Genomic DNA, 21,054 nt, shown 5'->3' on the forward strand with positions numbered 1-21,054 from the left:
TACGACTGAGGATTAAGCAACGCCGATATCGCCACCATCAACCCGCTGAATCGCCACGGTAGAAGCACGGGGGCGCACGCTGGTGCCGGCAGGTGTTACCTCGGTGGCATCGGTGCTGTAAGGCCAGTTGCCGGGGTGTTGAATATTCACGAACATGGTTTTGTGGTCGGGCGTGAACGCCAATCCAGTGACTTCGCAGCCATTGGGGCCGACGAAGAAACGACGCAGGGCGGTTTGGTTTTCTGCGCGGATGGTTGCTTGATTACCTGATGCATCCAGCAAGGTGGTGGGGATCACAGCCAGCACTTGGTCGTTGGTAGCACTGGCTACGGCGTTGCCCCCGTTATCGGTTTCGATCCACAAAATACCCCGGCTGTCGAAGGACAGACCGTCAGGGCTGGCGAACTGGTTGAGGTCGGTTAAGCCAGAGAAGTTAGTGGTGGTGGGGTCAGCCGCTGCATCGGAGCCAAATACGAAGATATCCCACGTAAAGCTCACCCGATCCTCTGCATCATGCCAGCGGATAATATGACCGTTGAGGTTGCGGGTACGTGGGTTGGCGGCGTTGGCTTCGGTGCGGCTAGAGTTATTGGTTAGCGTTAGGTAGACATCTCCATTGAGGGGGTTGACGGCGGTCCATTCAGGGCGATCCATCGGGGTGGCTCCCAAGGCATCGGCTGCGCCACGGGTATTCAGAATGATGGTAGCCAGATCCCCGTAGATACTGCCTAAAGTACGCCCGTCGGTGGTGGAGCTATCCACCGTCAGAGGCAACCAGCGTCCGGTACCATCGGCATCAAAGCGCGCCACATACAAAGTGCCTTCGTCCATGTATTTAGCACCAGTGGCCAAGGGATCAGAAGGCGTGGCATCTGCGGCCGTCCACAGAGCCGCGGAAACGAACTTGTACAGGTATTCATTCTGAGCATCATCGCCCATGTAGAAGGTTACGGGTTGTCCTTCTACCGGCAGAATGGGCCAGCAGCCTTCGTGGCGGAAGCGACCTAATGCGGTGCGTTTTACCGCACGGCTGGAAGCATCAAAGGGATTGATCTCGACAATGTAGCCGTAGGTACTGGCTTCGTTGCGGTAGTCTTCTTCGGCGCTGGCGGCGGTGGAGGCGAGGTTAAAGCGGGTGAATTCATCGTTGACTTCAGTGCTGTCACCGGCGGCGCTTTCCCAGCCATAGCTGGTGCGGCTGGTGGCAATCCCAATTCGGCGCTGATCTTCTGGCAATGGCGTGCTGGTATTTAGGAATACGTTGGGCCAGTTTTCCTCACAGGTGAGATAGGTGCCCCAAGGCGTGTAGCCGTTGCCACAGTTGTTATTCGTGCCGCGTGTTTGGGTGCCATTTTTGGAGAATTTGGTTCTCACGTGGGCCGTACCGCGTAGGGGGCCAGACAGATCCATCAGGCTGGCCGTGGTGAAGCGGCGGTTGAGTGGGTCGTTATCGACCACTTGCCAGCGGCCATTGACCTTGGTAATCCGAATAACGCCCGCACCGTGAGCGTTGATTTCTTTGCGTACCTCTTCGGCAGGACGACGGCCTTCCGCATCCCGAGTCGGGCCATCGGGGTGTAAGGCGCTTTGGTCGATGTATTCAAAGTTGATCGCTAATAAGCCGTCTTCTGAGCTGCCATTGATGGGGAAAAAATGCATGCCATCGTGGTGCATCCCCACGGAGTTGGCCTGATCTTCTGAGCTGTTGCTGCCGTCACTTTGCCAAGGATTGGCCAGAGTATTTAACGGCGTCCCCCAAGGAGCCAGCACTTGGGCGGTATATCCTTGGGCTACAACACAGCCATCGGTTTTGGAGCCTGCAATGGACTCAAAACCCAAACTTAGGGGCTGAGCCGGTGTATCGGTCGCAGGAGTACTGGAGCCGCCACCACCGCTGCTACCACCGCCATCAAAGCAGCCGGTCAGGCTGGTTGAGGCCATCATGGCAAAAGCCGCACTCAATCCACCGCGTAATACGGTACGCCGCGATAGATACTTTTCTAATACGGAAGCCATAGGTTCATTTTGGCTGGTATTAATCACATGGGTATTTCCGGTTTCGCGGCTCATAGCGTCTGGAGTCCCTTAGAGGTTTAGAAATAGAAACAGGACTCTAGGGAGGAAAGATGATGATTTGGTTAAGCTAGAGCCTTTTAAGTCGTACAAAAAATTGCCTCAGAACACAGAGTGCAACCGATAATGCCCCTCTGTTGTAGGAGATAAGCGATGCGTGTGTGGATTGATGCCGATGCGTGCCCAAGGGCGGCTAAAGATCAGTTGATCAAATTTGCTTTAAAACGCCAGTTTGAGGTGATTCTGGTAGCTGGCCAGAGTCAAATTAAACCCAGCTTTGCCTGCGTAAAACTGATCGTAGTACCTGCTGGCCCCGATGCCGCCGACGATTACTTGGTGGAGCACGCCGAGCCGGGAGATCTGGTGATTTGCAGCGATATCCCCTTAGCCAGCCGCTTGATCCACAAAGGCGTAGCCGCTTTAGATCCTAGAGGGCGTGAGTTTGATGAGCGCAACATGGGTGAGCGCTTAGCGGTGCGTAACCTGTTTACCGAATTGCGTGAGCAGGGTCAGGTGGGTGGCGGGCAAGCGGCGTACAGCGACCGTGATCGCCAGCAATTTGCCAATGCGCTTGACCGCCTCCTGACCCGTTTGATGCGTTGATTAAGCCAGTGCCACCAGACGGGCGATCATTTTTTCGATGCCGGTGGCCGCTTCTGTCAGGGACTGAGCCACCATATAGGCGGGCGTAGTCAGCAATTTGCGCTCAGTATCCTCGACAAACTGATCGGCGGCGCAGCCTTTAACCTCAGCACCTAAGCGGCGCACCGCTTCAGCGGCATCACAACCGGCATCGCCCAGTGTGCAGACAACGCCTTCCCCGTAAATCTTCACTGCCATCACTGGGGAGATACAGATTAAGCCCACCGGCTTGGAGGCTTCGGCGAAGTCTTGGGCCGCGCGCAGTACGTCGTGGCGCACCTGAAACTCGGCCCCTTGGGTGGCGAAATCGCACAGATTTTTTGCCGCCCCAAAACCGCCGGGTAATACCAGAGCATCGAAGTCTTCTACCTTCAACTCGGTGAGCGGTTTGATTTGACCTCGGGCGATGCGCGCGGCTTCAACCAGCACATTGCGGGTTTCTTCCATGACCTCGCCGGTCAAATGATTCACCACATGCATTTGTGGAATGTCGGGGGCAAAGCACTGTACCTCGGCGCCACCGCGATCGAGGGAGACGAGCGCAATCACTGCTTCGTGGATTTCAGATCCATCGTAAACGCCACAACCAGCTAGGATGACCGCTACTTTCTTGTTCATTTCACACCTCCAAGGTGCCAGATTGAGTACGGGCGAGCTGATGCTACTGCCCAAGGTACTTAGGAGCAAACTCCCATTTTTAAGCGGATAAAACCATTGGCAGGCTGGATGAAGCTGGCCACAATGGGAGGTCGCTCCCTGCTGTGTTGTCATCAGCATGTCATAGAGCTGGCGTATAACTGTCATATTCGCCCGTTGCACGGGTTTGGAGTCTGCTGTGAGCTTTAACGCTGCCAACCGCTTATTCCCTGCCACTCGACTGCGTCGCAACCGCTGTGATGATTTCTCCCGCCGCTTGGTGCGTGAAAACCGTCTTAGCGTCGATGATCTGATTTTGCCGGTGTTCATACTGGAGGGCGAAAACCGCCGTGAGCCGGTGCTGTCCATGCCGGGTGTGGATCGACTCTCCATTGATCAATTACTGCTGGAAGCCGAAGAGCTGGTGGCTCTGGGCATTCCAGCCATTGTGCTTTTTCCCTATATCACCTCCGAGTATAAATCCCTAGATGCGGCTGAGGCGTGGAATCCTGAGGGCTTAGTGCCGCGTACCATCCGCGCGTTGCGGGCGCGTTTTCCTGAGCTGGGTGTGATCACTGACGTGGCCCTTGATCCTTACACCACCCACGGTCAAGACGGCATCATTGACGAGCAGGGTTATGTGCTGAACGATGTCACCATTGACGCTTTGGTGAAACAAGCCTTGTGTCATGCTGAAGCAGGGGCTCAGGTGGTATCGCCCTCCGACATGATGGACGGTCGGATTCAGGCCATCCGCGAAGCCTTGGAGCTGGCAGATCACACCAACGTGCGCATCATGGCGTACTCAGCCAAGTATGCCAGTGCTTACTACGGCCCCTTCCGGGACGCGGTGGGTTCGGCGGCGAATCTGGGCAAAGCCAACAAGTTCACCTATCAGATGGACCCGGCCAACGGAGACGAAGCCTTACACGAGGTTGCTGCCGACTTGGCGGAGGGCGCAGATATGGTGATGGTGAAGCCGGGAATGCCCTATCTGGATGTGCTGTGGCGGGTGAAAGATACCTTCAAGGTGCCCACCTTTGTCTATCAGGTCAGTGGAGAATATGCCATGCACATGGCCGCCATCCAAAACGGCTGGCTGAGTGAGGCTGTGATCTTGGAATCATTAACCGCCTTTAAGCGTGCCGGGGCGGACGGTATTCTGACCTACTTTGCTAAGCAGGCCGCACAACAACTGAAACGGGATCACTAATCCCTAGAGGCAAGCCCATGATCCACGAAGGACTCAAGGACAGCGAAGCGGATAACACGCCTATGGATACGCAGGATACAGCTCAAGCGTCTGAAGTTGAGCCTACAGAGGCAGCGGCTGAGGTTGTCCCTGAGCCGGTTGTAGCTGCACCCAGTCCGGCGCTGAATATTCCGGATTTGGATGACACTAGCCTGTACATCCATCGGGAGTTATCACAACTGCAATTTAATATTCGCGTGTTGGAGCAGGCGCTGGATGAATCCTATCCCTTGCTGGAGCGCCTGAAATTTTTGCTGATCTTCTCCAGTAACTTGGATGAGTTCTTCGAGATCCGGGTGGCGGGCCTGAAAAAACAAATCACCTTCGCCCGTGAGCAAGCTGGAGCCGATGGTCTGCTGCCCCATGTAGTCTTGGCGCAAATCTCTGAAATTGTGCACGTACAGGTGGAGCGCCAATACGCCATTCTGAACGAAATCCTGCTGCCAGCGATGGAGCAGCAAAATATTCGTTTTGTGCGCCGTCGCCACTGGACACCCAAAATCAAAACCTGGGCTCGGACTTATTTCCGGGATGAAATCGTGCCCATCATGACTCCCATCGGGCTTGATCCGACCCATCCCTTCCCCTTGTTAGTGAATAAAAGCCTTAACTTCATCGTCGAACTAGACGGCGTAGATGCCTTTGGGCGCAATTCGGGGATGGCGATTATTCCGGCTCCGCGCCTACTGCCACGGGTGATCCGTATTCCTGAAGAGGTGGGTGGGCCGGGGGATAATTTTGTCTTCCTATCTTCCATGATCCACGCACACGCCGATGAGTTGTTCTTAGGCATGCGGGTGAAGGGCTGCTACCAATTCCGCTTAACCCGTAACGCTGACCTGTCGGTGGATGCCGAGGATGTTGAGGACTTAGCCCGCGCCCTGCGCGGCGAGCTGTTTGCCCGTCGTTATGGCGATGCGGTGCGTTTGGAAGTGGCGGATAATTGTCCGCTGCATCTGACCGATCACCTGTTGCAGCAGTTTGGCTTGACGGAGTCGGAGCTGTATCGAGTCAATGGCCCGGTCAACCTGACCCGCCTGTTCAGTGTGACCGGGCTGGACAGCCATCCAGAGCTTCAGTTCCAGCCTTTTACCCCGGCGATTCCGCGCTGGCAGGACAGCGATACCCTATTCCGGGCCATTCGTCGTCAAGAAATGTTGCTACTGCATCCCTACGAATCCTTTACCCCGGTGGTGGACTTCCTGCGCTTGGCGGCTAAAGATCCCCATGTGGTGGCCATCAAGCAGACCCTGTACCGCAGTGGTGCAAACTCAGAAATTGTGGATGCTCTGGTGGAGGCCGCCCGCAACGGTAAAGAAATCACCGCCGTGGTGGAGCTGCGCGCGCGCTTTGATGAGGAGTCCAACCTAGCCCTGGCCAGCCGCTTACAACAGGCTGGAGCCGTGGTGATCTATGGAGTGGTGGGCTACAAAACCCACGCCAAAATGATGCTGATTCTACGGCGGGAAAACGGCGACTTTGTGCGTTATGCCCACTTGGGAACGGGTAACTACCACGCTGGTAATGCCCGTTTATATACCGATTACAGTTTACTCACCGCCGATGAGGCGCTGTGTGATGACGTGGCCAAGCTGTTTGGTCAGTTGATCGGTATGGGTAAAGCGGTACGGATGCACAAGCTGCTGCACGCGCCATTCACCCTGAAAAAAGGCCTGCTGGATTTAATTGCCCAAGAGACACAGCACGCTTTGAACGGTCAGCCTGCCCATGTGATCGCTAAGATCAATGGCTTGACCGATGCTAAGGTTATTCGCGCTTTGTATAAGGCCAGTCAGGCCGGAGTGCGTATTGACCTGATCGTGCGCGGCATGTGCTGCCTGCGGCCCGGTATTCCGGGGGTATCCCACAATATTTACGTGCGTTCTATTGTGGGGCGCTTCTTGGAGCACAGCCGTATCTATTATTTCCTCAATAACGGGGAGGAGAAGCTCTACCTATCCAGCGCGGATTGGATGGAGCGCAACCTCGATAACCGTATTGAAACCTGCTTCCCACTGGAAAATAAAAAGCTATTGTCACGGGTGAAAAAGGAACTAGAAACCTATCTGAACGACAACACCCAAAGCTGGATCTTACAACCCGATGGGCATTACATCCGTAATACTCCCACCGGTAATCAACATCCGCGTAGTTCGCAGAGTGCCCTACTGTACAAGTTGACCAACCCCACCGTGCGGCGTTGACTCTGTAACTTCTTTGAGGGCAACACCCTCAGCGCACGCTGAGGGTGAAATCAATGCGTTTTAGCCACTCGGCTTCTTGCTCAAAATCGGCTTGAGTCAGCGGATGGGTGGCCAACCAACCTTGGGGGAAGGCAATATCCAAGGTATCTTGACCCGCGTGCAAGCGAATTTCCGGTGCTTGCAGGGGGTCACGAATGTGATGGAACACGATGGCAAAACGCAGGATGACGCACAGACGTATCAACGTAATGCCATTGGAAAGGGCCAGCAGTTTTTGCTTGGGAATATTGCGCCGGTGGCTTCTGACCAATAAAGCCAAGGTGCGCTGATCTTGACGGGAAAATCCGGGAAGATCGGCATTTTCGATCAGGTAAGCGCCGTGCTTGTGGTAGTGATAATGGGCAATTTCCAGCCCTACCTCGTGAATACGTGCCGCCCAACTTAATAGCTCTCGATCGCGCTCGTCGTCTAAATTCCAAGCATCCCGAACTTGGTCGAAAGCTTCTAGGGCTTTGGCCTCTACGCGGGCAGCTTGATCCAGATCTACATGGTAGCGGGTCATCAGGCTGTTTAGGGTGCGCTCCCGCACATCTTCGTGGTGGTGGCGGCCAATCAAGTCGTAGAGTACACCTTCGCGCAGTGCGCCTTCAGAAATACTCATGTCCTTAATGTTCAAGGCATCAAAGATGGCTTCCAAAATCGCTAACCCGGCGGGAAGCACCGCTTGGCGTTCAGGTTTAATACCGGCCACATCAATCTTATCTACAGAGCCCAGTTTCAGGACTTTTTGCTTCAGCCACCCCAAACCTTCGACCGTGGCTTGACCTTGGCCTAAGCCCGCCTCTTGAGTGGCGGCGGCAATGGAGCGAATAGTACCTGAGGAGCCAATGGCCTCTTCCCAACCCAAACGGCATAGGTTTTTCTCAATGCCCATCAATTCTAAGCGGGCGGCGGTATAGGCTTGCTCGAAGCGCTGAGGGGTGATTTTTCCATCGCGAAAATAACGCTGGGTATAGCTGACACAACCCATTTGCAGGCTTTCGCGCACTTGGGAGTCAAACTCTTGGCCAATGATAAATTCTGTACTCCCCCCGCCGATATCCACCACCAAGCGTTTAGCCGCTCGTCCGCTAAAGGTATGGGATACGCCCAAATAGATCAGGCGCGCTTCTTCGCGGCCTGAAATCACCTCAACCGGGTGTTTTAGAATCAATTGGGCGCGGCGGATAAAGTCATCCCGGTTACGGGCTTCGCGCAGGGCGTTGGTACCAACAATGCGTACAGCGCCTTCGGGCAAACCATTGACCAATTGAGCAAAGCGGCTTAAGCAATCCAGACCCCGCACGATGGATTCTTCCGTCAGATGGCGGTTTTCGTCCAGTCCTGCGGCTAATTGGACTTTTTCGCCCAAACGGTCAAGGATGCGTAATTCCCGATCACTGGTACGGGCTAAGACCATATGGAAACTATTGGAGCCCAGATCAATAGCAGCAATGAGCGGGAAGTTAGGGTTGGATTGCGGCATTTTGGGTGCGTTCCGGATAATTTTCAGCCAATCCTGCCACGAGCTGAGCCGTTACGCCAATTGACTGCTGCTCATAAAGGAGCTCAAAGGCTGCATTTCAGACTACTTGCTTGCAGGAGCGTGACGGATTGACTCATAGGGATCAGAACAGACAGATACCTTTCGGTGTGAGCCAAGCCAAGCTATTATTGGAACACTTTTGTTTGACGATCTGGAGAGATCCATGAGCAATGCCATTTTTAATGTGAGCGATGCCAGCTTTGAGGCAGATGTCCTCAAAGCAGACGGCCCTGTGCTGGTGGATTACTGGGCGGAGTGGTGTGGGCCTTGCAAAATGATTGCCCCAGTTCTAAATGAGATCGCCAGCGAGTATGAAGGCAGACTCAAGGTATGCAAACTGAACATCGACCAAAACTCCGAAACTCCAGCGAAATACGGAGTACGGGGCATTCCTACGCTGATGCTGTTTAAAAACGGCAGTGTAGAAGCCACTAAGGTGGGCGCTTTATCCAAGTCTCAGTTGGCTGCTTTTTTGGACGGCAATATTTAACTGCTGCTTACAGGCCGGGACCCTCAGTTAATTTGAGGTTTATCGTGTCCCGGCTGGACGCACCGAGCATGGGGTGCTAAATTCAGATCCTGATGACAGCTCATGTCATCCCTACTATCCCATGCGACCGCCGACGCTCGCCTGCCCGACATATACAGCCAATTCTGTCCGTCCGTCTCTTGCTGCTCGGCATTCCCAAGCTCAATGCTTCTTTTATCCTTCCTGAACTATGAATCTGACCGAACTCAAGCAAAAGCCCATTACTGAGCTGTTGGAAATGGCCGAACAGATGGGCATCGAAAACATGGCCCGTTCGCGCAAGCAAGATATTATTTTTGCGTTGCTAAAGCGTCACGCTAAAAGCGGCGAAGAAATTTCCGGCGACGGTGTATTAGAAATTTTGCAGGATGGTTTTGGCTTCTTGCGCTCGGCGGATTCCTCTTATCTGGCTGGCCCTGATGATATCTATGTGTCACCGAGCCAAATCCGCCGTTTTAACCTGCGTACCGGCGATACCATCGTGGGTAAAATTCGTCCGCCCAAAGAAGGCGAGCGCTACTTTGCCCTGCTCAAGGTTGACTCCATCAACTTTGACCGTCCGGAAAATGCCAAGAACAAAATTCTGTTCGAAAACCTGACACCGCTGTTCCCCAACTCGCGGCTGAAGATGGAGGTCGGTAATGGCTCTACCGAAGATCTGACCGGACGAGTCATCGACCTCTGTGCCCCCATTGGTAAGGGTCAACGCGGTTTGATTGTGGCTCCGCCGAAAGCGGGCAAAACCATCATGCTGCAAAACATTGCCGCCAACATCACGCGCAATAATCCCGAGTGCTATTTGATCGTGTTGTTGATCGACGAGCGCCCGGAAGAAGTAACCGAGATGCAACGCACCGTGCGCGGCGAAGTGGTGGCTTCGACCTTCGATGAGCCGCCAACCCGCCACGTTCAGGTCGCCGAAATGGTGATCGAGAAAGCCAAACGCTTGGTCGAGCACAAAAAAGACGTGGTGATTCTGCTCGACTCCATCACCCGTTTGGCACGCGCCTACAACACCGTGATTCCCAGCTCCGGCAAAGTACTGACCGGCGGTGTGGATGCTCATGCCTTGGAAAAACCCAAGCGCTTCTTCGGTGCGGCACGAAACATTGAAGAAGGCGGCAGCCTGACCATCCTCGCCACGGCACTGGTGGAAACCGGCTCCAAAATGGACGAGGTGATCTACGAAGAATTCAAAGGCACCGGCAACCTAGAGCTGCAATTGGATCGCCGTATTGCTGAGAAGCGCGTGTTCCCAGCCATCAACATCAACCGCTCCGGCACCCGCCGCGAAGAGCTCCTGACCTCTGATGAAGAGCTGCAACGCATTTGGATTTTGCGCAAGCTGCTGCATCCAATGGACGAGATCGCTGCCATTGAGTTCTTGCTCGACAAACTCAAAGACACCAAAACCAACGACGAATTCTTCTTGTCCATGAAGCGCAAATAAACAACCGGCGAAAACCGCTAGAGGCTAGAAGCTAAAGGCGGTGTATCGCGTTTATTCGTCCAGCCTTCAGCCTCTGGCCTTCTTTGTTCGGGTTTTAGCGATGCAATACTCTGATCTGCGCGATTTTATCCGTGTCCTTGAGCAGCGTGGCGAACTCAAGCGCATTTCTGTGCCGGTTTCGCCGGTACTGGAAATGACTGAAGTCTGTGACCGTACCCTGCGCAAAAAAGGCCCAGCGCTGCTGTTTGAACAGCCCACAGGACATAGCATCCCCGTGCTGGGCAATCTCTTTGGCACCCCCAAACGCGTCGCCTTAGGCATGGGTGCAGAGGAGACCTCCGAACTGCGGGAAATTGGCAAGCTGTTGGCCTTCCTTAAGGAGCCAGAGCCACCTAAGGGCTTAAAAGATGCTTGGGCTAAGCTGCCCATCTTCCGGCGCGTACTGGGTATGGCTCCTAAGGTGGTTAAGGATGCACCCTGTCAGGCGGTAGTATTGGAGGGTGATGCGGTTGATCTGTATAAACTGCCCATCCAACACTGTTGGCCGGGGGATGTTGCGCCGCTGGTCACTTGGGGGCTGACCATCACCAAAGGCCCGAACAAAGAGCGCCAAAACCTTGGGATTTACCGTCAGCAATTGATTGGCCGCAACAAGCTCATCATGCGTTGGCTCAGTCATCGCGGCGGTGCTTTGGATTTCCGAGAGTGGTGCAAAAAATACCCGGGCAAGCCCTATCCCGTATGTGTGGCTTTGGGTGCTGATCCGGCGACTATTCTGGGTGCGGTTACGCCAGTGCCGGATACCCTGTCTGAGTATGCTTTTGCAGGTTTGCTGCGCGGTAGCCGTACCGAGTTGGTTAAAGCCATCGGCAATGAACTACAGGTCCCAGCCAGTGCAGAGTTTGTGTTAGAGGGAGCCATTTACCCCGGTGAAATGGCTCCCGAAGGCCCCTATGGTGACCATACGGGCTATTACAACGAGGTAGATCAGTTCCCGGTATTTACGGTGGAGCGCATTACCCATCGGCAAAACCCGATCTACCACAGCACCTATACCGGACGACCGCCAGATGAACCTGCCATTCTCGGCGTGGCTTTGAATGAAGTCTTCGTGCCCATCCTGCAAAAGCAATTTCCGGAAATTGTAGATTTCTATTTGCCGCCAGAAGGTTGCTCTTACCGTATGGCCGTGGTCACCATCAAGAAACAGTATCCCGGCCATGCTAAGCGGGTGATGTTGGGGGTATGGTCGTTTTTGCGTCAGTTCATGTACACCAAGTTTGTGATTGTCACCGATGACGACATCAACGCGCGCGACTGGAATGATGTGGTTTGGGCCATTACCACCCGCATGGACCCGAAACGGGATACGGTTTTGATCGACAACACGCCCATTGACTATCTGGACTTTGCCTCGCCGATTTCGGGGCTAGGTTCCAAAATGGGCTTGGACGCTACCCATAAATGGCCGGGGGAAACTAACCGCGAATGGGGGCGAGCCATTACCCGTGATGAGGCGGTGGTGCAGCGTATTGATGCGCTTTGGAATACGCTGGGGATTGATTAAGGATGCAAAAGCTGGCTTACCTTCAGCATGCAGAGGATTTTCAAGATGAAAAATTGGGTCATTTGGCTGTGTTTGGTCATGCTGCCTTCAACCGTTTTGGCGGAGGCCAAAAAGGAAGGTGAGCAGGATAATAAAGTTGCCTACGTCAGTTTGTATCCGCCCTTAGTGGGGAACTACAACGCCGGAGAAAAAAAGCTGCGCTATTACAAAGCGGATATTTCCTTGCGCGTTGTGGGCAATGCCGCTGCTGAGCAAATCAAGCGCCATGATCCCTTAGTGCGTAACCAGTTAGTGATGTTATTTGCCCAGCAGTCTAGCGATGTGTTGGAAACTTTGGACGGTAAAGAACAGCTCAGGCGCGAGGCTTTGAGGCAGCTCCAACAACTACTGACCCAAGAGACGGGAAAGCCTTTGGTAGACGACTTGTTATTTAACAATTTGGTGGTGCAGTAATTAGGAACTTCTGAATTTAAGATCAGTCAACTCTAACCTTGATGGGCTTAGCAAAACCGACGTACGGGATTTGCTTGGCTTAGTACTTTGTCTGAGAATGCGGCCCTTTTGATCACTAGGGACATTTTCAGTTACCGCATGCTATGGATTTAGGCCATGGGGTTAGAGCAGGTTATGAAATGCAAACGCAAACGTAAGCCAGATGTGTTGTGGATTTTGACCATTTTATTTGGTTTAGGGGTGGTGAGCACGGGGTACACGCAAAGCCTAATGGCCGAGCACGTGGATTACCATGCTTCGGTGTCTACGCCCTATAGAACCCGCTGATTACTTGAAGGATTAGCTCAGCGAGTGCTGTAAAAACCACCATCCGTCACTATGGATTGCATGCGGATATCCCATGTTTGTATCGGAAGTTGATCTACTTTTTGGCATTCATGGGCCAGTCCAAATAACAGCGGACGGTGGGTTGGCGCTTGGTTGTGAAAGGCCAAGCAGCGGTCGTAAAAGCCTCCACCCATTCCCAATCGCCCTCCTTGCTCATCAAAGCCGACGAGTGGCATCAAAATGAGGCTCAAAGTCCAAGCTGCGCGCTGTTGTGTGGGCTGAAAACGGGGTTCTGCGATGCGAAAACGATTGAGTGACAGCGACTCTTTAGGCCGCAATCGTTGAAAGTGCATTTTGTGGCGGGGCCAGCGGGCCAATACAGGCAAGTAAATGGCTTTATTACGCCGTTGTGCAGCTTTCAGTAAGTAGTGGGGATCAATTTCGCCGTCGTTGGCAAGGTAAAACGCGATATGGCGAGCGCGCCGGAATATCGGATGTTGCACCAGTTGCCGGTATAGCTTCTGGGCGGCTTGTCGCTGCTGTTGAGCAGAGAGTGCGCGTCGGCGTTGGCGTAGCAAGCGCCGCAACTCAGAGCGCGAACCTTCATAGGTGTGAATCATTAAAAACTCCCCGGCCTGCCGCTGCAGGCGTAGGCCCTTGAACCCGAAAGTTCAAGGTGGTGACTACAGGGAGTTTTTAGGCTTTCCGTCTGGCGGACATGCACACCAACTCCACTGGTAGCCCCCGTTTGTTTGCGTATCGGGAGAGGGACATCACCCGCTGGCAAACAGGCCAGGGCGTTGTCGGCAGTATACCCTAATCTTTTAAGATTCACTCATTAGGCGTGTGCCCTTCGTCGCTGAGCGCTGTATCTGCGCGCTCCAGCAGTTGACGCATTTCGCGCTCCTTTTCTCGTGCTGAGGTTTTTTTAGGCGGTTCAGGTGTAGGCGTGGCACGTCCGCCGTACAAGAGTTCGTGGGTGATGTTTAACGCGGCCATCACAGCCACGCGATCAGCACCGATCACCTTGCCGTGGCTGCGAATTTCCCGCATCCGACTGTCCAGATAGCGCGCCGCGTTTTCAAGATTAGCGCGCTCATCAGGGGGACAGACGATGTGATACATCTTGTCCATAATGTGAATAGTGACAGTGTTCTGCTGGTTCATGGGTCTTGCTCCAGAGCTTTCAGACGCGAAATCATGGATTCGATCTTATGGCGGGCCAGTTCATTTTTTTCAATCAGTTGTTTGCGTTCTTGTTGCCAAGACTGTTCATTGGCACGCAGTTGCCGATTTTCGGCTCTGAGCTGGTCAATGCGTTGAATGAGTTGATCCAATTTAGCGGACAGCAGTTGCAAGTCGGCGTCTTCCATGGAGTTCTCGGGTAATTAAGGGACAGATCAGGATCAAAAGCTTAAGGGTTGATGGTTTGACTAGTCTGCCAGTGCTAGGATATTGGCTAATCATTCTAGTCATTGATCCTCTCTACGCCTAGCCATCATCATGCCGAACCCTAACTCTCCTTATTTTGCCCTAGCCAGTTTGTTGGGGAATTGTCCAAACGCCATTACCCCTGCGGAGTTGCAGGGAGTATTGCTAGGACGTAGCTGTGCTGGGGCAGGCTTTGCTCCTGAGGCTTGGTTAGCTGAAGCTTGTGAGCTATTGGGAGCCCCCGCAGAGGGTGCTTTGCAACAGGCTCTGCTGGGTTTACAGCGTATGGTTCAAGAAGAGCTTATCAGCACTCAGTTAGCCTTAACTTTGCTATTACCTGAGGATGAAGCGCCCCTCAGTGTTAGAGCCCAGGCATTAGGGCAGTGGTGTCAAGGGTTTTTGGACGGCTTTGGGCAGACCATTGGTGATCAAGCCCTAAGCTTAGAAGCCGTTGATGGTTTACAGGATTTGACTTCCATCGCTCAAATTGGTGATCAGTTAGAAGATTCTGAAGACAGTGAAACCGACTATATGGAAGTCACCGAATATGTGCGGGTAGTGCCACTGTTATTGTTTACCGAGTGTGGTCGAGTACCGGCTGCGGCTTCTTCGGCACCAGTACCTCCCGTAGACATCCTGCAGGATGCTGATGCCGCTTCTAAAACCCTTCATTAAGAGATGGGGATGTGCCTATGGTGAGTATCCCGCGTGAGGAATATCGGCAGCGTCGCCAAGCCTTGATGACCCAACTGGGGCCAGACAGCATTGCCATTGTACCGGCCGCTTCTGTGTATCCACGCAACGGGGATGTGGAGCACGATTACCGCCAAGACAGTAATTTTCAATATTTAAGCGGCTTTCCAGAGCCTGAAGCCTTGCTAGTGCTGATTTCGGGCCGGGAAGAGGGTGAGTTTGTCCTGTTTTGCCGTGACCGTAATCCTGAACGTGAGTTATGGGACGGACGGCGCGCTGGGCAAGAAGGAGCGGTACGCGATTACGGGGCGGATCAGGCTTTTTCGATCAGTCAAGTGGATGAGCTGATCCCAGATTTGTTGAACGGCTGTGTTCGAGTCTACTATCCATTAGGACGCACCCAAGATTTTGATCAAAAACTGCTTGGTTGGTTGAATCAAGTACGGGCTAAGGCACGCCAAGGGGCTCGTCCTCCTCAAGAGTTTGTAGATTTAGCTCCGTTGATCCATGAGCTGCGTTTGTATAAAAGTCCAGCGGAGCTTGAGGTGATGCGCTATGCGGCTCAGGTTTCGGCTCAAGCCCATGTTCGAGCCATGCAGGCCAGTCGTGCTGGTTTATATGAGTATCATCTGGAAGCTGAACTGGATTATGCCTTCCGCTTAGGTGGGGCTAAACGACCGGCCTATGGTTCTATTGTGGGATCTGGCCCTAATGCCTGCATTCTGCATTATCGAGAAAACGATGCTTTGTTGAAGGAAGGCGATTTAGTCCTGATTGACGCAGGATGTGAAATTGACTGCTACGCCAGTGATATTACCCGTACTTTTCCCGTAACCGGATGCTTTACGCCGGAACAAAAAGCCCTGTACCAACTGGTACTGTCTGCTAACGAGCAAGCTATTGAGCGCGTTGCGCCGGGTCGCCATTGGAATGAACCCCATGAGGTGACGGTGCGGGTAATCACGGAAGGTTTGTTAGCGCTGGGCTTGTTGCAGGGTGATTTAGAGGAACTGATCAGCAGTGAAGCCTATAAACCCTTCTATATGCACAAGGCCGGACATTGGTTAGGCATGGATGTGCATGATGTGGGGGAATACAAAGTTGGTGATCAATGGCGCACCCTAGAGCCGGGCATGGTGATGACCGTTGAGCCTGGCATCTATATTGCTCCCGATAATCTTCAGGTTCCTGAGCCGTGGCGGGGCATCGGTATTCGTATTGAGGACGATGTGCTGGTCACTCAGGATGGCCATGAAGTGCTGACCCAAGATGCTCCCAAAGGTTTGGCAGACATTGAAGCACTCATGGGGGCTTATACAGAATCGAGGCCGTAGTGGAACAGATAGACACAGATATTGCCATCATCGGTGGTGGGCTTGTGGGGGCTAGTCTGGCGTTGGCATTACAGGCTGATGCTAAGCAAAGAGGATGGCGCATTCGCCTGATTGAGCCCTTTAAACCCGGAGATAGTTACCAGCCTAGCTACGATGCGCGCTCATCGGCCTTGTCTTTTGGTACTCGGCTTATCTACCAAAAATTGGGTCTGTGGGAAGCCATTGCACAGCATGCCGAGCCGATCAAGCAAATTAAAGTGCTAGAGCGGGGGCGCTTGGGTTCTACCCGTTTGGAAGCTCAAAAAGAGGGTGTGCCTGCGCTGGGCTATGTGGTGGACAACGCTTGGATTGGCCATTGCTTATGGCAAGCCTTAGATCAAAACGTAGTAACGCTGGACTATCCGGCTAAGGTACAGCAGCTCAAACCCCAAGTGGGCGGCTATCAGCTGCACTTGGAGGATGGGCGGCAGTTAAATTGCGCTCTGGCTGTCTTAGCTGATGGCGGTCGTTCCGAGTTGCGGGAGCAGTTGGGCATTCACATTAAAACCCGTAGCTACGATCAAACCGCTTTGATTGCCAATGTGACAGTCAGTGCTGCCCATGCTGGACAGGCGTTTGAATGCTTTACCGAACACGGCCCCTTAGCGCTGTTGCCGCTGTCCGGTCACAACTGTGCTTTGGTTTGGACTCGTCCTGCGGATGATGCGTTGCGCTTAGCCGCTTTGGATGAGTCCGCCTTTTTGCTGGAGTTGCAGCACGCCTTTGGTTCCCAGTTAGGCCAATTTACTCAGGTAGGCCGTCGCTATGCTTATCCCTTGGCTTTGGTTGAGGCAGAAGAGCAAGTACGTTCGCACTTGGTTCTGTTGGGAAACAGTGCCCACAGTCTGCATCCCATCGCAGGACAGGGCTATAACCTGTCGTTACGGGATGTCATCACACTGGCCGAAACGCTGGTTAAGAGTCCAGAGGCTCCGGGGCATTTAGCGACCTTACTTCGCTATCAAGAGCGCCAACATTTGGATCAGTGTTTAACCATTGGTTTTTCGGATCAATTAGTGCGTCTGTTTGGGCAAGGATCGCCTTGGGTAGCGCGGGCGCGCAGTGTGGGTTTGGTTGCTTTAGATAATCTGCCGATACTCAAACATTGGTTTGCACGGCAAGCGATGGGTTTGGGTGTACGCCCCTAATACGACCTCTGAGGTCGATGATTTCCTACTCAGGAGCACAGATGCAAACAGATCTCATCATCGTAGGGGCGGGAATGGTCGGCAGTACGCTGGCTTTAGCTCTGCAACACAGTGGTTTGGCTATTACCCTGATTGATGGCGGCTCTTTGGACGTGCAACCCTTTGACACCGCATCCCCCTTCGAGCCCAGGGTCAGTGCGCTTTCCCTAGCCAGTCAGCATATTTTGCAGCACTTAGGTGCTTGGTCGGGTGTGCTAGCCCGTCGGGCCAGTCCTTACACCAATATGCAGGTTTGGGATGGTACAGGAACTGGCAGTATCGCCTTCTCTGCTTCCTCAGTACATGCTGAGGTGCTAGGGCATATTGTGGAGAATCAGGTGGTACAGGATGCGCTCTTGGAGCAATTGGAGACTACCAAGGTGCGTTTAATCTCCAATGCACATTTATCAGCATTAACACGCCTTGATAATGGCTGGTGCGTCACCCTAGATAATGGCCAACAACTGAATACACCCCTAGTAGTGGGTGCAGATGGCGCTCGTTCGGCCGTGCGTCAATTGGCAGGCTGTGCAACCCGTGAGTGGGATTATTTTCACGATGCCATCGTGACCAGCGTGCGCTGTCAGCAGCCGCATCAAAAAACGGCGTGGCAGCGTTTTACTGAGTATGGCCCCTTAGCTTTTTTACCCTTGGCTCGCCCTGAAGACCCGCAACATTGGTGTTCCATTGTTTGGTCTTGTCCACCCCATGAGGCTCAGCGCCTGATGGCTTTAACGGACGAGCAGTTTGCCGCTGAGCTAGGGCGGGCCTTTGAGTTTAAGTTGGGTGGTATTGAGGCCGTAGATCCCCGCTTATGCCTGCCTTTGCGTCAACGGCATGCCAAGCGCTATATCCAACCCGGACTGGCTCTGATTGGCGATGCGGCCCATACCATTCATCCTTTGGCGGGACAGGGTGTCAATCTGGGGTTGTTGGATGCAGCGGTATTAGCCGAGGTTCTGCTCAAAGCTCGGTCGGTAGGGCAGAATTTAGCGGATACTTCGGTATTGGGTCGCTTTGAGCGGCGGCGTATGCCCCAAAACCTGAGCATGATGGCCGCGATGGAGGGCTTGGAGCGTCTGTTCCAAAGTGATTCGTTGACAGTGCGTTTGCTGCGTAATCTGGGACTCAAGCAAGTCCAGCAGCACGCCTTAGCTAAGGCTTTATTTGTGCGTCAGGCGCTTGGGCTCAGTGGAGATCTTCCTGAACTAGCCCAAGCACCCAAAGCCGCCTAATTAAAGCGCTGGCTCCAGCCTATACCTGTGCTTCGCTCCCGCATATGGGCGCGCCATCCCAGTATCAACAGAGGCAAGCACAGGATGAGCAAAGGCCAGACACGCGCACGAAGATAAGGCGTTAATCCCTGCATAGGGACGACTTCTCCGTACAGTATGGCCTCTTGGAAGGCGGGAATTTGCTGGGTAATCTGCCCAAAGGGGTCGATCAGTGCAGTAATGCCATTGTTGGTGACACGAATCATCCAGCGTCCTGACTCTAAGGCGCGCATGCGTGCCATCTGTAAATGCTGAATGGGGCCAATAGAATGGCCAAACCAAGCATCATTGCTGATGGTCAGTAGTAAATCGCTGTGCGCGGCTGAGCGGGCGGCCAATTCGGGATACACCACCTCGTAGCAAATATAGGGCGCGATTTTGTAGTTGTGGGCTTCTAGCAAGGGTTGATCAGCAGGGCCGCGTGCAAAGTCAGACATGGGCAGATCAAAAAAACCGATCAAACCGCGCAGCAGATCCTGCAAAGGAACATACTCCCCAAAGGGAACCAACTGTTGCTTTAGATAGGTGCCTTGGCCTGTACCTGTGACGGTGATTCCGTTGTAGTAGCGCATTTCCCCTTCTGAGTTGGGCTGGCGCACTGGAATGCCGGTTAGAAGTGCCGCTTCCCGCGAATTGGCAAACCGCCCCATCATATCCAGATAATTGGTGGCTCTGTCCTTAATGATAGGAAGTGCAGTTTCAGGCCAGATGATTAAGTCAGCCGGCTCGCTTTCCAAGGTCATATTTTGGTACAGGCGTAGCTGTGTTTCTAACTGTTGGGGGTTCCACTTTACGCTTTGCTGAACATTGCCTTGCATAGCTGCGACTTGCAAGGGATCGCCCTTAGCTTCTGTCCAAGCATATCCTTTGAGTAAAGGGCCGATGATCCAAGGCACAATGAGCAGCAGAAGGGCGCGTAATAAGCCACCTTTACGGCGGATTAGAATGCCCGGAATATTGGCCAATAGCACGGCGGTTAAGGCCACACAGAAGCTAATCAGCCATACGCCGCCTAAGGGGGCCAGTCCTGACAGAGGGCCATCAAGTTGGCTATAGCCGGTATACAGCCAAGGGAACCCGGTTAAAAACCAGCTACGGAACAGATCTTGTGCTACCCAGAGGGCCGCAAAGGCGAGGGCATCCACCAAGGGTCTATGGCTACAGCGTAACCAGCGCGCCCAGATCCATGCCGGTAGTGCCAAAAACAGGCCCATAGCCGCCACGAATAATAGCGTCAGCACACCTGCCAGTAATGGGGAGGCTGCACCAAAATCATGGATGCTGATGTAAATCCAGCTTGTGCCCGCGCCAAAGAGTCCAAAACCGTAAAACCAACCCCGAAGAGCCGCTTGCTTAGGCGTAAGACTGCGTAGCCCTGTATGAAACAATCCCACAGAGAGCAGGGCAAAAATCCAATAATCAAAAGGAGCTAGCGAGAGGGTCGTGAGTGCCCCTGCCCCAAAAGCGGCTAAATTCCCCAACCAGCCGGGGCGAATGATCCAGCGCATGCAGAACCCTCCGAGATCAATGGCGTGTCAATTGTTGAGCCGGGTCAGGCGCAACAGATGTACGCGCCGGCTATCTGCATTGACCACACGCCAACGAAAACCTTCCAACTCGGTGGCTTCGTTACGTTTGGGGAGGTGCCCAAAGTGGCTCATAATCAGGCCCGCTACGGTATCAAAGGCATTATCGGGGAATTCTGTATTAAAGAAGCTATTGAATTGCTCAATGGGGGTTAAGCCGCGTACCAAATAATCCCCACTGGGGAGCTGGCGAATGCAGCTATCTTCTTCAATGTCGTGTTCGTCTTCGATATCGCCGACAATCTGCTCCAATACGTCCTCAATGGTCACTAAACCTGCTACGCCGCCGTATTCGTCGATGACGATGGCCATGTGGTTGTGATTGGCACGAAAGTCATGTAAGAGCACATTAAGGCGCTTGGATTCAGGCACGAAGATCACTGGATGTAGCATTGCTCGTAGATCAAATTCTGAGCGCTCATCGTTAAGCAGCAGCGGTAGCAGGTCTTTGGCTAATAGAACGCCGATGACCTCGTCCAAGCTTTCCCCAATGACCGGATAGCGAGAGTGGGCTGCTTCGATGATGATGGGTAACAGATCCCGTAAACGGTCGGTAGCCTTGATGCTGATGATCTGTGAGCGGGGAACCATGATATCGCGCACTTGTAGGTCAGCGACCTGAATCGCCCCTTCAATGATGGACAAGGCCTCGCCATCAAGCAGCTTGTTATCGTGGGCTTCGCGCAGTAGCTCTAGCAGCTCTTGGCGGTTTTTGGGTTCGTGGGTAAATACCTGGGCAATGCGCTCTAACCAGGATTTATGCTCGTTACTCGATCGGTCTTCGCTCATGGG

General features: G+C 53.4%; 20 protein-coding genes and 1 other RNA gene. 12 read left to right on the forward strand and 9 right to left on the reverse strand.

All coding sequences use genetic code 11. The features are described 5' to 3' along the window. Positions 1–12: 12 nt before the first annotated feature. On the reverse strand, positions 13–2,070 hold the full coding sequence (locus LX59_RS08630) for a PhoX family protein (RefSeq protein ID WP_144571443.1): 2,058 nt from the start codon (positions 2,068–2,070) through the stop codon (positions 13–15). A 156-nt stretch (positions 2,071–2,226) separates the two neighbouring features. On the opposite strand from LX59_RS08630, the gene LX59_RS08635 reads away from it, so the two are divergent. Beyond that, positions 2,227–2,676 (forward strand): YaiI/YqxD family protein, encoded by a 450-nt coding sequence (locus LX59_RS08635; protein ID WP_144571444.1) that lies wholly within the window; start codon positions 2,227–2,229, stop codon positions 2,674–2,676. Here LX59_RS08635 and elbB read toward each other — a convergent pair whose 3' ends face one another. Further along, entirely contained in the window at positions 2,677–3,333 is a 657-nt protein-coding gene (gene elbB, locus LX59_RS08640; protein ID WP_144571445.1) for an isoprenoid biosynthesis glyoxalase ElbB, read from the reverse strand. A 217-nt stretch (positions 3,334–3,550) separates the two neighbouring features. Here elbB and hemB point away from each other — a divergent pair, with 217 nt between their 5' ends. Then, positions 3,551–4,564, forward strand: coding sequence for a porphobilinogen synthase (gene hemB, locus LX59_RS08645; protein WP_144571446.1), 1,014 nt, complete (start codon positions 3,551–3,553; stop codon positions 4,562–4,564). 62 nt (positions 4,565–4,626) lie between these two features. Next, positions 4,627–6,807 carry a polyphosphate kinase 1 gene (ppk1, locus tag LX59_RS08650; protein WP_144571502.1) on the forward strand — a complete coding sequence of 727 codons (2,181 nt, stop codon included), beginning with the start codon at positions 4,627–4,629 and terminating at the stop codon, positions 6,805–6,807. 28 nt (positions 6,808–6,835) lie between these two features. Here the strand turns inward: ppk1 and ppx are convergent, their stop codons facing one another. Next, positions 6,836–8,332: an exopolyphosphatase gene (gene ppx, locus LX59_RS08655; RefSeq protein ID WP_144571447.1), complete on the reverse strand. Its 1,497-nt coding sequence runs from the start codon at positions 8,330–8,332 to the stop codon at positions 6,836–6,838. 223 nt (positions 8,333–8,555) lie between these two features. On the opposite strand from ppx, the gene trxA reads away from it, so the two are divergent. The 5 genes from trxA (at position 8,556) to LX59_RS15610 (ending at position 12,718) form a co-directional block, all read left to right on the forward strand. Next, positions 8,556–8,882 carry a thioredoxin TrxA gene (gene trxA, locus LX59_RS08660; protein WP_144571448.1) on the forward strand — a complete coding sequence of 109 codons (327 nt, stop codon included), beginning with the start codon at positions 8,556–8,558 and terminating at the stop codon, positions 8,880–8,882. Positions 8,883–9,111: 229 nt separating this feature from the next. Further along, complete coding sequence (rho, locus tag LX59_RS08665; RefSeq protein WP_144571449.1) at positions 9,112–10,371, forward strand: transcription termination factor Rho; 1,260 nt, start codon at positions 9,112–9,114, stop codon at positions 10,369–10,371. A 100-nt stretch (positions 10,372–10,471) separates the two neighbouring features. After that, positions 10,472–11,938: a 4-hydroxy-3-polyprenylbenzoate decarboxylase gene (gene ubiD / locus LX59_RS08670; protein WP_144571450.1), complete on the forward strand. Its 1,467-nt coding sequence runs from the start codon at positions 10,472–10,474 to the stop codon at positions 11,936–11,938. A gap of 45 nt (positions 11,939–11,983) precedes the next feature. Beyond that, positions 11,984–12,391 carry a flagellar basal body-associated FliL family protein gene (locus LX59_RS08675; protein WP_144571451.1) on the forward strand — a complete coding sequence of 136 codons (408 nt, stop codon included), beginning with the start codon at positions 11,984–11,986 and terminating at the stop codon, positions 12,389–12,391. Positions 12,392–12,565: 174 nt separating this feature from the next. Further along, a complete protein-coding gene (locus tag LX59_RS15610) occupies positions 12,566–12,718 on the forward strand; it encodes a hypothetical protein (protein WP_170234357.1) in 153 nt (50 codons plus the stop codon). Positions 12,719–12,735: 17 nt separating this feature from the next. Here LX59_RS15610 and LX59_RS08680 read toward each other — a convergent pair whose 3' ends face one another. The 4 genes from LX59_RS08680 to LX59_RS08695 all read right to left on the reverse strand — a co-directional run bounded on the left by LX59_RS08680 (position 12,736) and on the right by LX59_RS08695 (position 14,091). Further along, positions 12,736–13,338 carry a 5-formyltetrahydrofolate cyclo-ligase gene (locus LX59_RS08680; RefSeq protein ID WP_144571452.1) on the reverse strand — a complete coding sequence of 201 codons (603 nt, stop codon included), beginning with the start codon at positions 13,336–13,338 and terminating at the stop codon, positions 12,736–12,738. Between the two features lie 3 nt (positions 13,339–13,341). Beyond that, positions 13,342–13,520: non-coding RNA, 6S RNA (gene ssrS, locus LX59_RS08685), on the reverse strand. Positions 13,521–13,549: 29 nt separating this feature from the next. Further along, positions 13,550–13,885, reverse strand: coding sequence for a cell division protein ZapA (locus LX59_RS08690; protein ID WP_144571453.1), 336 nt, complete (start codon positions 13,883–13,885; stop codon positions 13,550–13,552). Next, a complete protein-coding gene (locus LX59_RS08695) occupies positions 13,882–14,091 on the reverse strand; it encodes a TIGR02449 family protein (RefSeq protein ID WP_144571454.1) in 210 nt (69 codons plus the stop codon). Before LX59_RS08695 ends, LX59_RS08690 begins: the two co-directional genes overlap by 4 nt. A 130-nt stretch (positions 14,092–14,221) precedes the next feature. On the opposite strand from LX59_RS08695, the gene LX59_RS08700 reads away from it, so the two are divergent. Genes LX59_RS08700 through LX59_RS08715 form a run of 4 tightly spaced genes read left to right on the forward strand, consistent with a single transcriptional unit; the run spans position 14,222 to position 18,637 of the window. After that, entirely contained in the window at positions 14,222–14,824 is a 603-nt protein-coding gene (locus LX59_RS08700; RefSeq protein ID WP_144571455.1) for a UPF0149 family protein, read from the forward strand. 17 nt (positions 14,825–14,841) lie between these two features. Next, positions 14,842–16,176: a Xaa-Pro aminopeptidase gene (gene pepP / locus LX59_RS08705; protein ID WP_144571456.1), complete on the forward strand. Its 1,335-nt coding sequence runs from the start codon at positions 14,842–14,844 to the stop codon at positions 16,174–16,176. 8 nt (positions 16,177–16,184) lie between these two features. Beyond that, positions 16,185–17,363: a 2-octaprenyl-6-methoxyphenyl hydroxylase gene (ubiH, locus tag LX59_RS08710; protein WP_144571503.1), complete on the forward strand. Its 1,179-nt coding sequence runs from the start codon at positions 16,185–16,187 to the stop codon at positions 17,361–17,363. 41 nt (positions 17,364–17,404) lie between these two features. Then, on the forward strand, positions 17,405–18,637 hold the full coding sequence (locus LX59_RS08715; protein ID WP_144571457.1) for a 2-octaprenyl-3-methyl-6-methoxy-1,4-benzoquinol hydroxylase: 1,233 nt from the start codon (positions 17,405–17,407) through the stop codon (positions 18,635–18,637). On the opposite strand, the gene lnt is transcribed toward LX59_RS08715, so the two are convergent. After that, positions 18,634–20,184, reverse strand: a complete 1,551-nt coding sequence (gene lnt / locus LX59_RS08720; RefSeq protein ID WP_144571458.1) for an apolipoprotein N-acyltransferase — start codon at positions 20,182–20,184, stop codon at positions 18,634–18,636. The two genes, LX59_RS08715 and lnt, sit on opposite strands and share 4 nt — an antisense overlap. Before the next feature lie 27 nt (positions 20,185–20,211). Then, on the reverse strand, positions 20,212–21,051 hold the full coding sequence (locus tag LX59_RS08725) for a CorC family transporter (RefSeq protein ID WP_144571459.1): 840 nt from the start codon (positions 21,049–21,051) through the stop codon (positions 20,212–20,214). Between the last annotated feature and the right edge of the window lie 3 nt (positions 21,052–21,054).

It is taken from the genome of Azomonas agilis, from assembly GCF_007830255.1.
In the GTDB taxonomy this organism is placed as follows: Bacteria; Pseudomonadota; Gammaproteobacteria; order Pseudomonadales; family Pseudomonadaceae; genus Azomonas; species Azomonas agilis.

Excerpts from the sequence above, each read along its gene's own strand:
- LX59_RS08630 (WP_144571443.1), bottom strand. The coding sequence starts at position 2,070 with ATGAGCCGCGAAACCGGAAATACCCATGTGATTAATACCAGCCAAAAT.
- LX59_RS08635 (WP_144571444.1), top strand. The coding sequence starts at position 2,227 with ATGCGTGTGTGGATTGATGCCGATGCGTGCCCAAGGGCGGCTAAAGAT.
- elbB (WP_144571445.1), bottom strand. The coding sequence starts at position 3,333 with ATGAACAAGAAAGTAGCGGTCATCCTAGCTGGTTGTGGCGTTTACGAT.
- ppk1 (WP_144571502.1), top strand. The coding sequence starts at position 4,627 with ATGGATACGCAGGATACAGCTCAAGCGTCTGAAGTTGAGCCTACAGAG.
- ppx (WP_144571447.1), bottom strand. The coding sequence starts at position 8,332 with ATGCCGCAATCCAACCCTAACTTCCCGCTCATTGCTGCTATTGATCTG.
- trxA (WP_144571448.1), top strand. The coding sequence starts at position 8,556 with ATGAGCAATGCCATTTTTAATGTGAGCGATGCCAGCTTTGAGGCAGAT.
- rho (WP_144571449.1), top strand. The coding sequence starts at position 9,112 with ATGAATCTGACCGAACTCAAGCAAAAGCCCATTACTGAGCTGTTGGAA.
- ubiD (WP_144571450.1), top strand. The coding sequence starts at position 10,472 with ATGCAATACTCTGATCTGCGCGATTTTATCCGTGTCCTTGAGCAGCGT.
- LX59_RS08675 (WP_144571451.1), top strand. The coding sequence starts at position 11,984 with ATGAAAAATTGGGTCATTTGGCTGTGTTTGGTCATGCTGCCTTCAACC.
- LX59_RS15610 (WP_170234357.1), top strand. The coding sequence starts at position 12,566 with ATGAAATGCAAACGCAAACGTAAGCCAGATGTGTTGTGGATTTTGACC.
- LX59_RS08680 (WP_144571452.1), bottom strand. The coding sequence starts at position 13,338 with ATGATTCACACCTATGAAGGTTCGCGCTCTGAGTTGCGGCGCTTGCTA.
- LX59_RS08690 (WP_144571453.1), bottom strand. The coding sequence starts at position 13,885 with ATGAACCAGCAGAACACTGTCACTATTCACATTATGGACAAGATGTAT.
- LX59_RS08695 (WP_144571454.1), bottom strand. The coding sequence starts at position 14,091 with ATGGAAGACGCCGACTTGCAACTGCTGTCCGCTAAATTGGATCAACTC.
- LX59_RS08700 (WP_144571455.1), top strand. The coding sequence starts at position 14,222 with ATGCCGAACCCTAACTCTCCTTATTTTGCCCTAGCCAGTTTGTTGGGG.
- pepP (WP_144571456.1), top strand. The coding sequence starts at position 14,842 with ATGGTGAGTATCCCGCGTGAGGAATATCGGCAGCGTCGCCAAGCCTTG.
- LX59_RS08715 (WP_144571457.1), top strand. The coding sequence starts at position 17,405 with ATGCAAACAGATCTCATCATCGTAGGGGCGGGAATGGTCGGCAGTACG.
- lnt (WP_144571458.1), bottom strand. The coding sequence starts at position 20,184 with ATGCGCTGGATCATTCGCCCCGGCTGGTTGGGGAATTTAGCCGCTTTT.
- LX59_RS08725 (WP_144571459.1), bottom strand. The coding sequence starts at position 21,051 with ATGAGCGAAGACCGATCGAGTAACGAGCATAAATCCTGGTTAGAGCGC.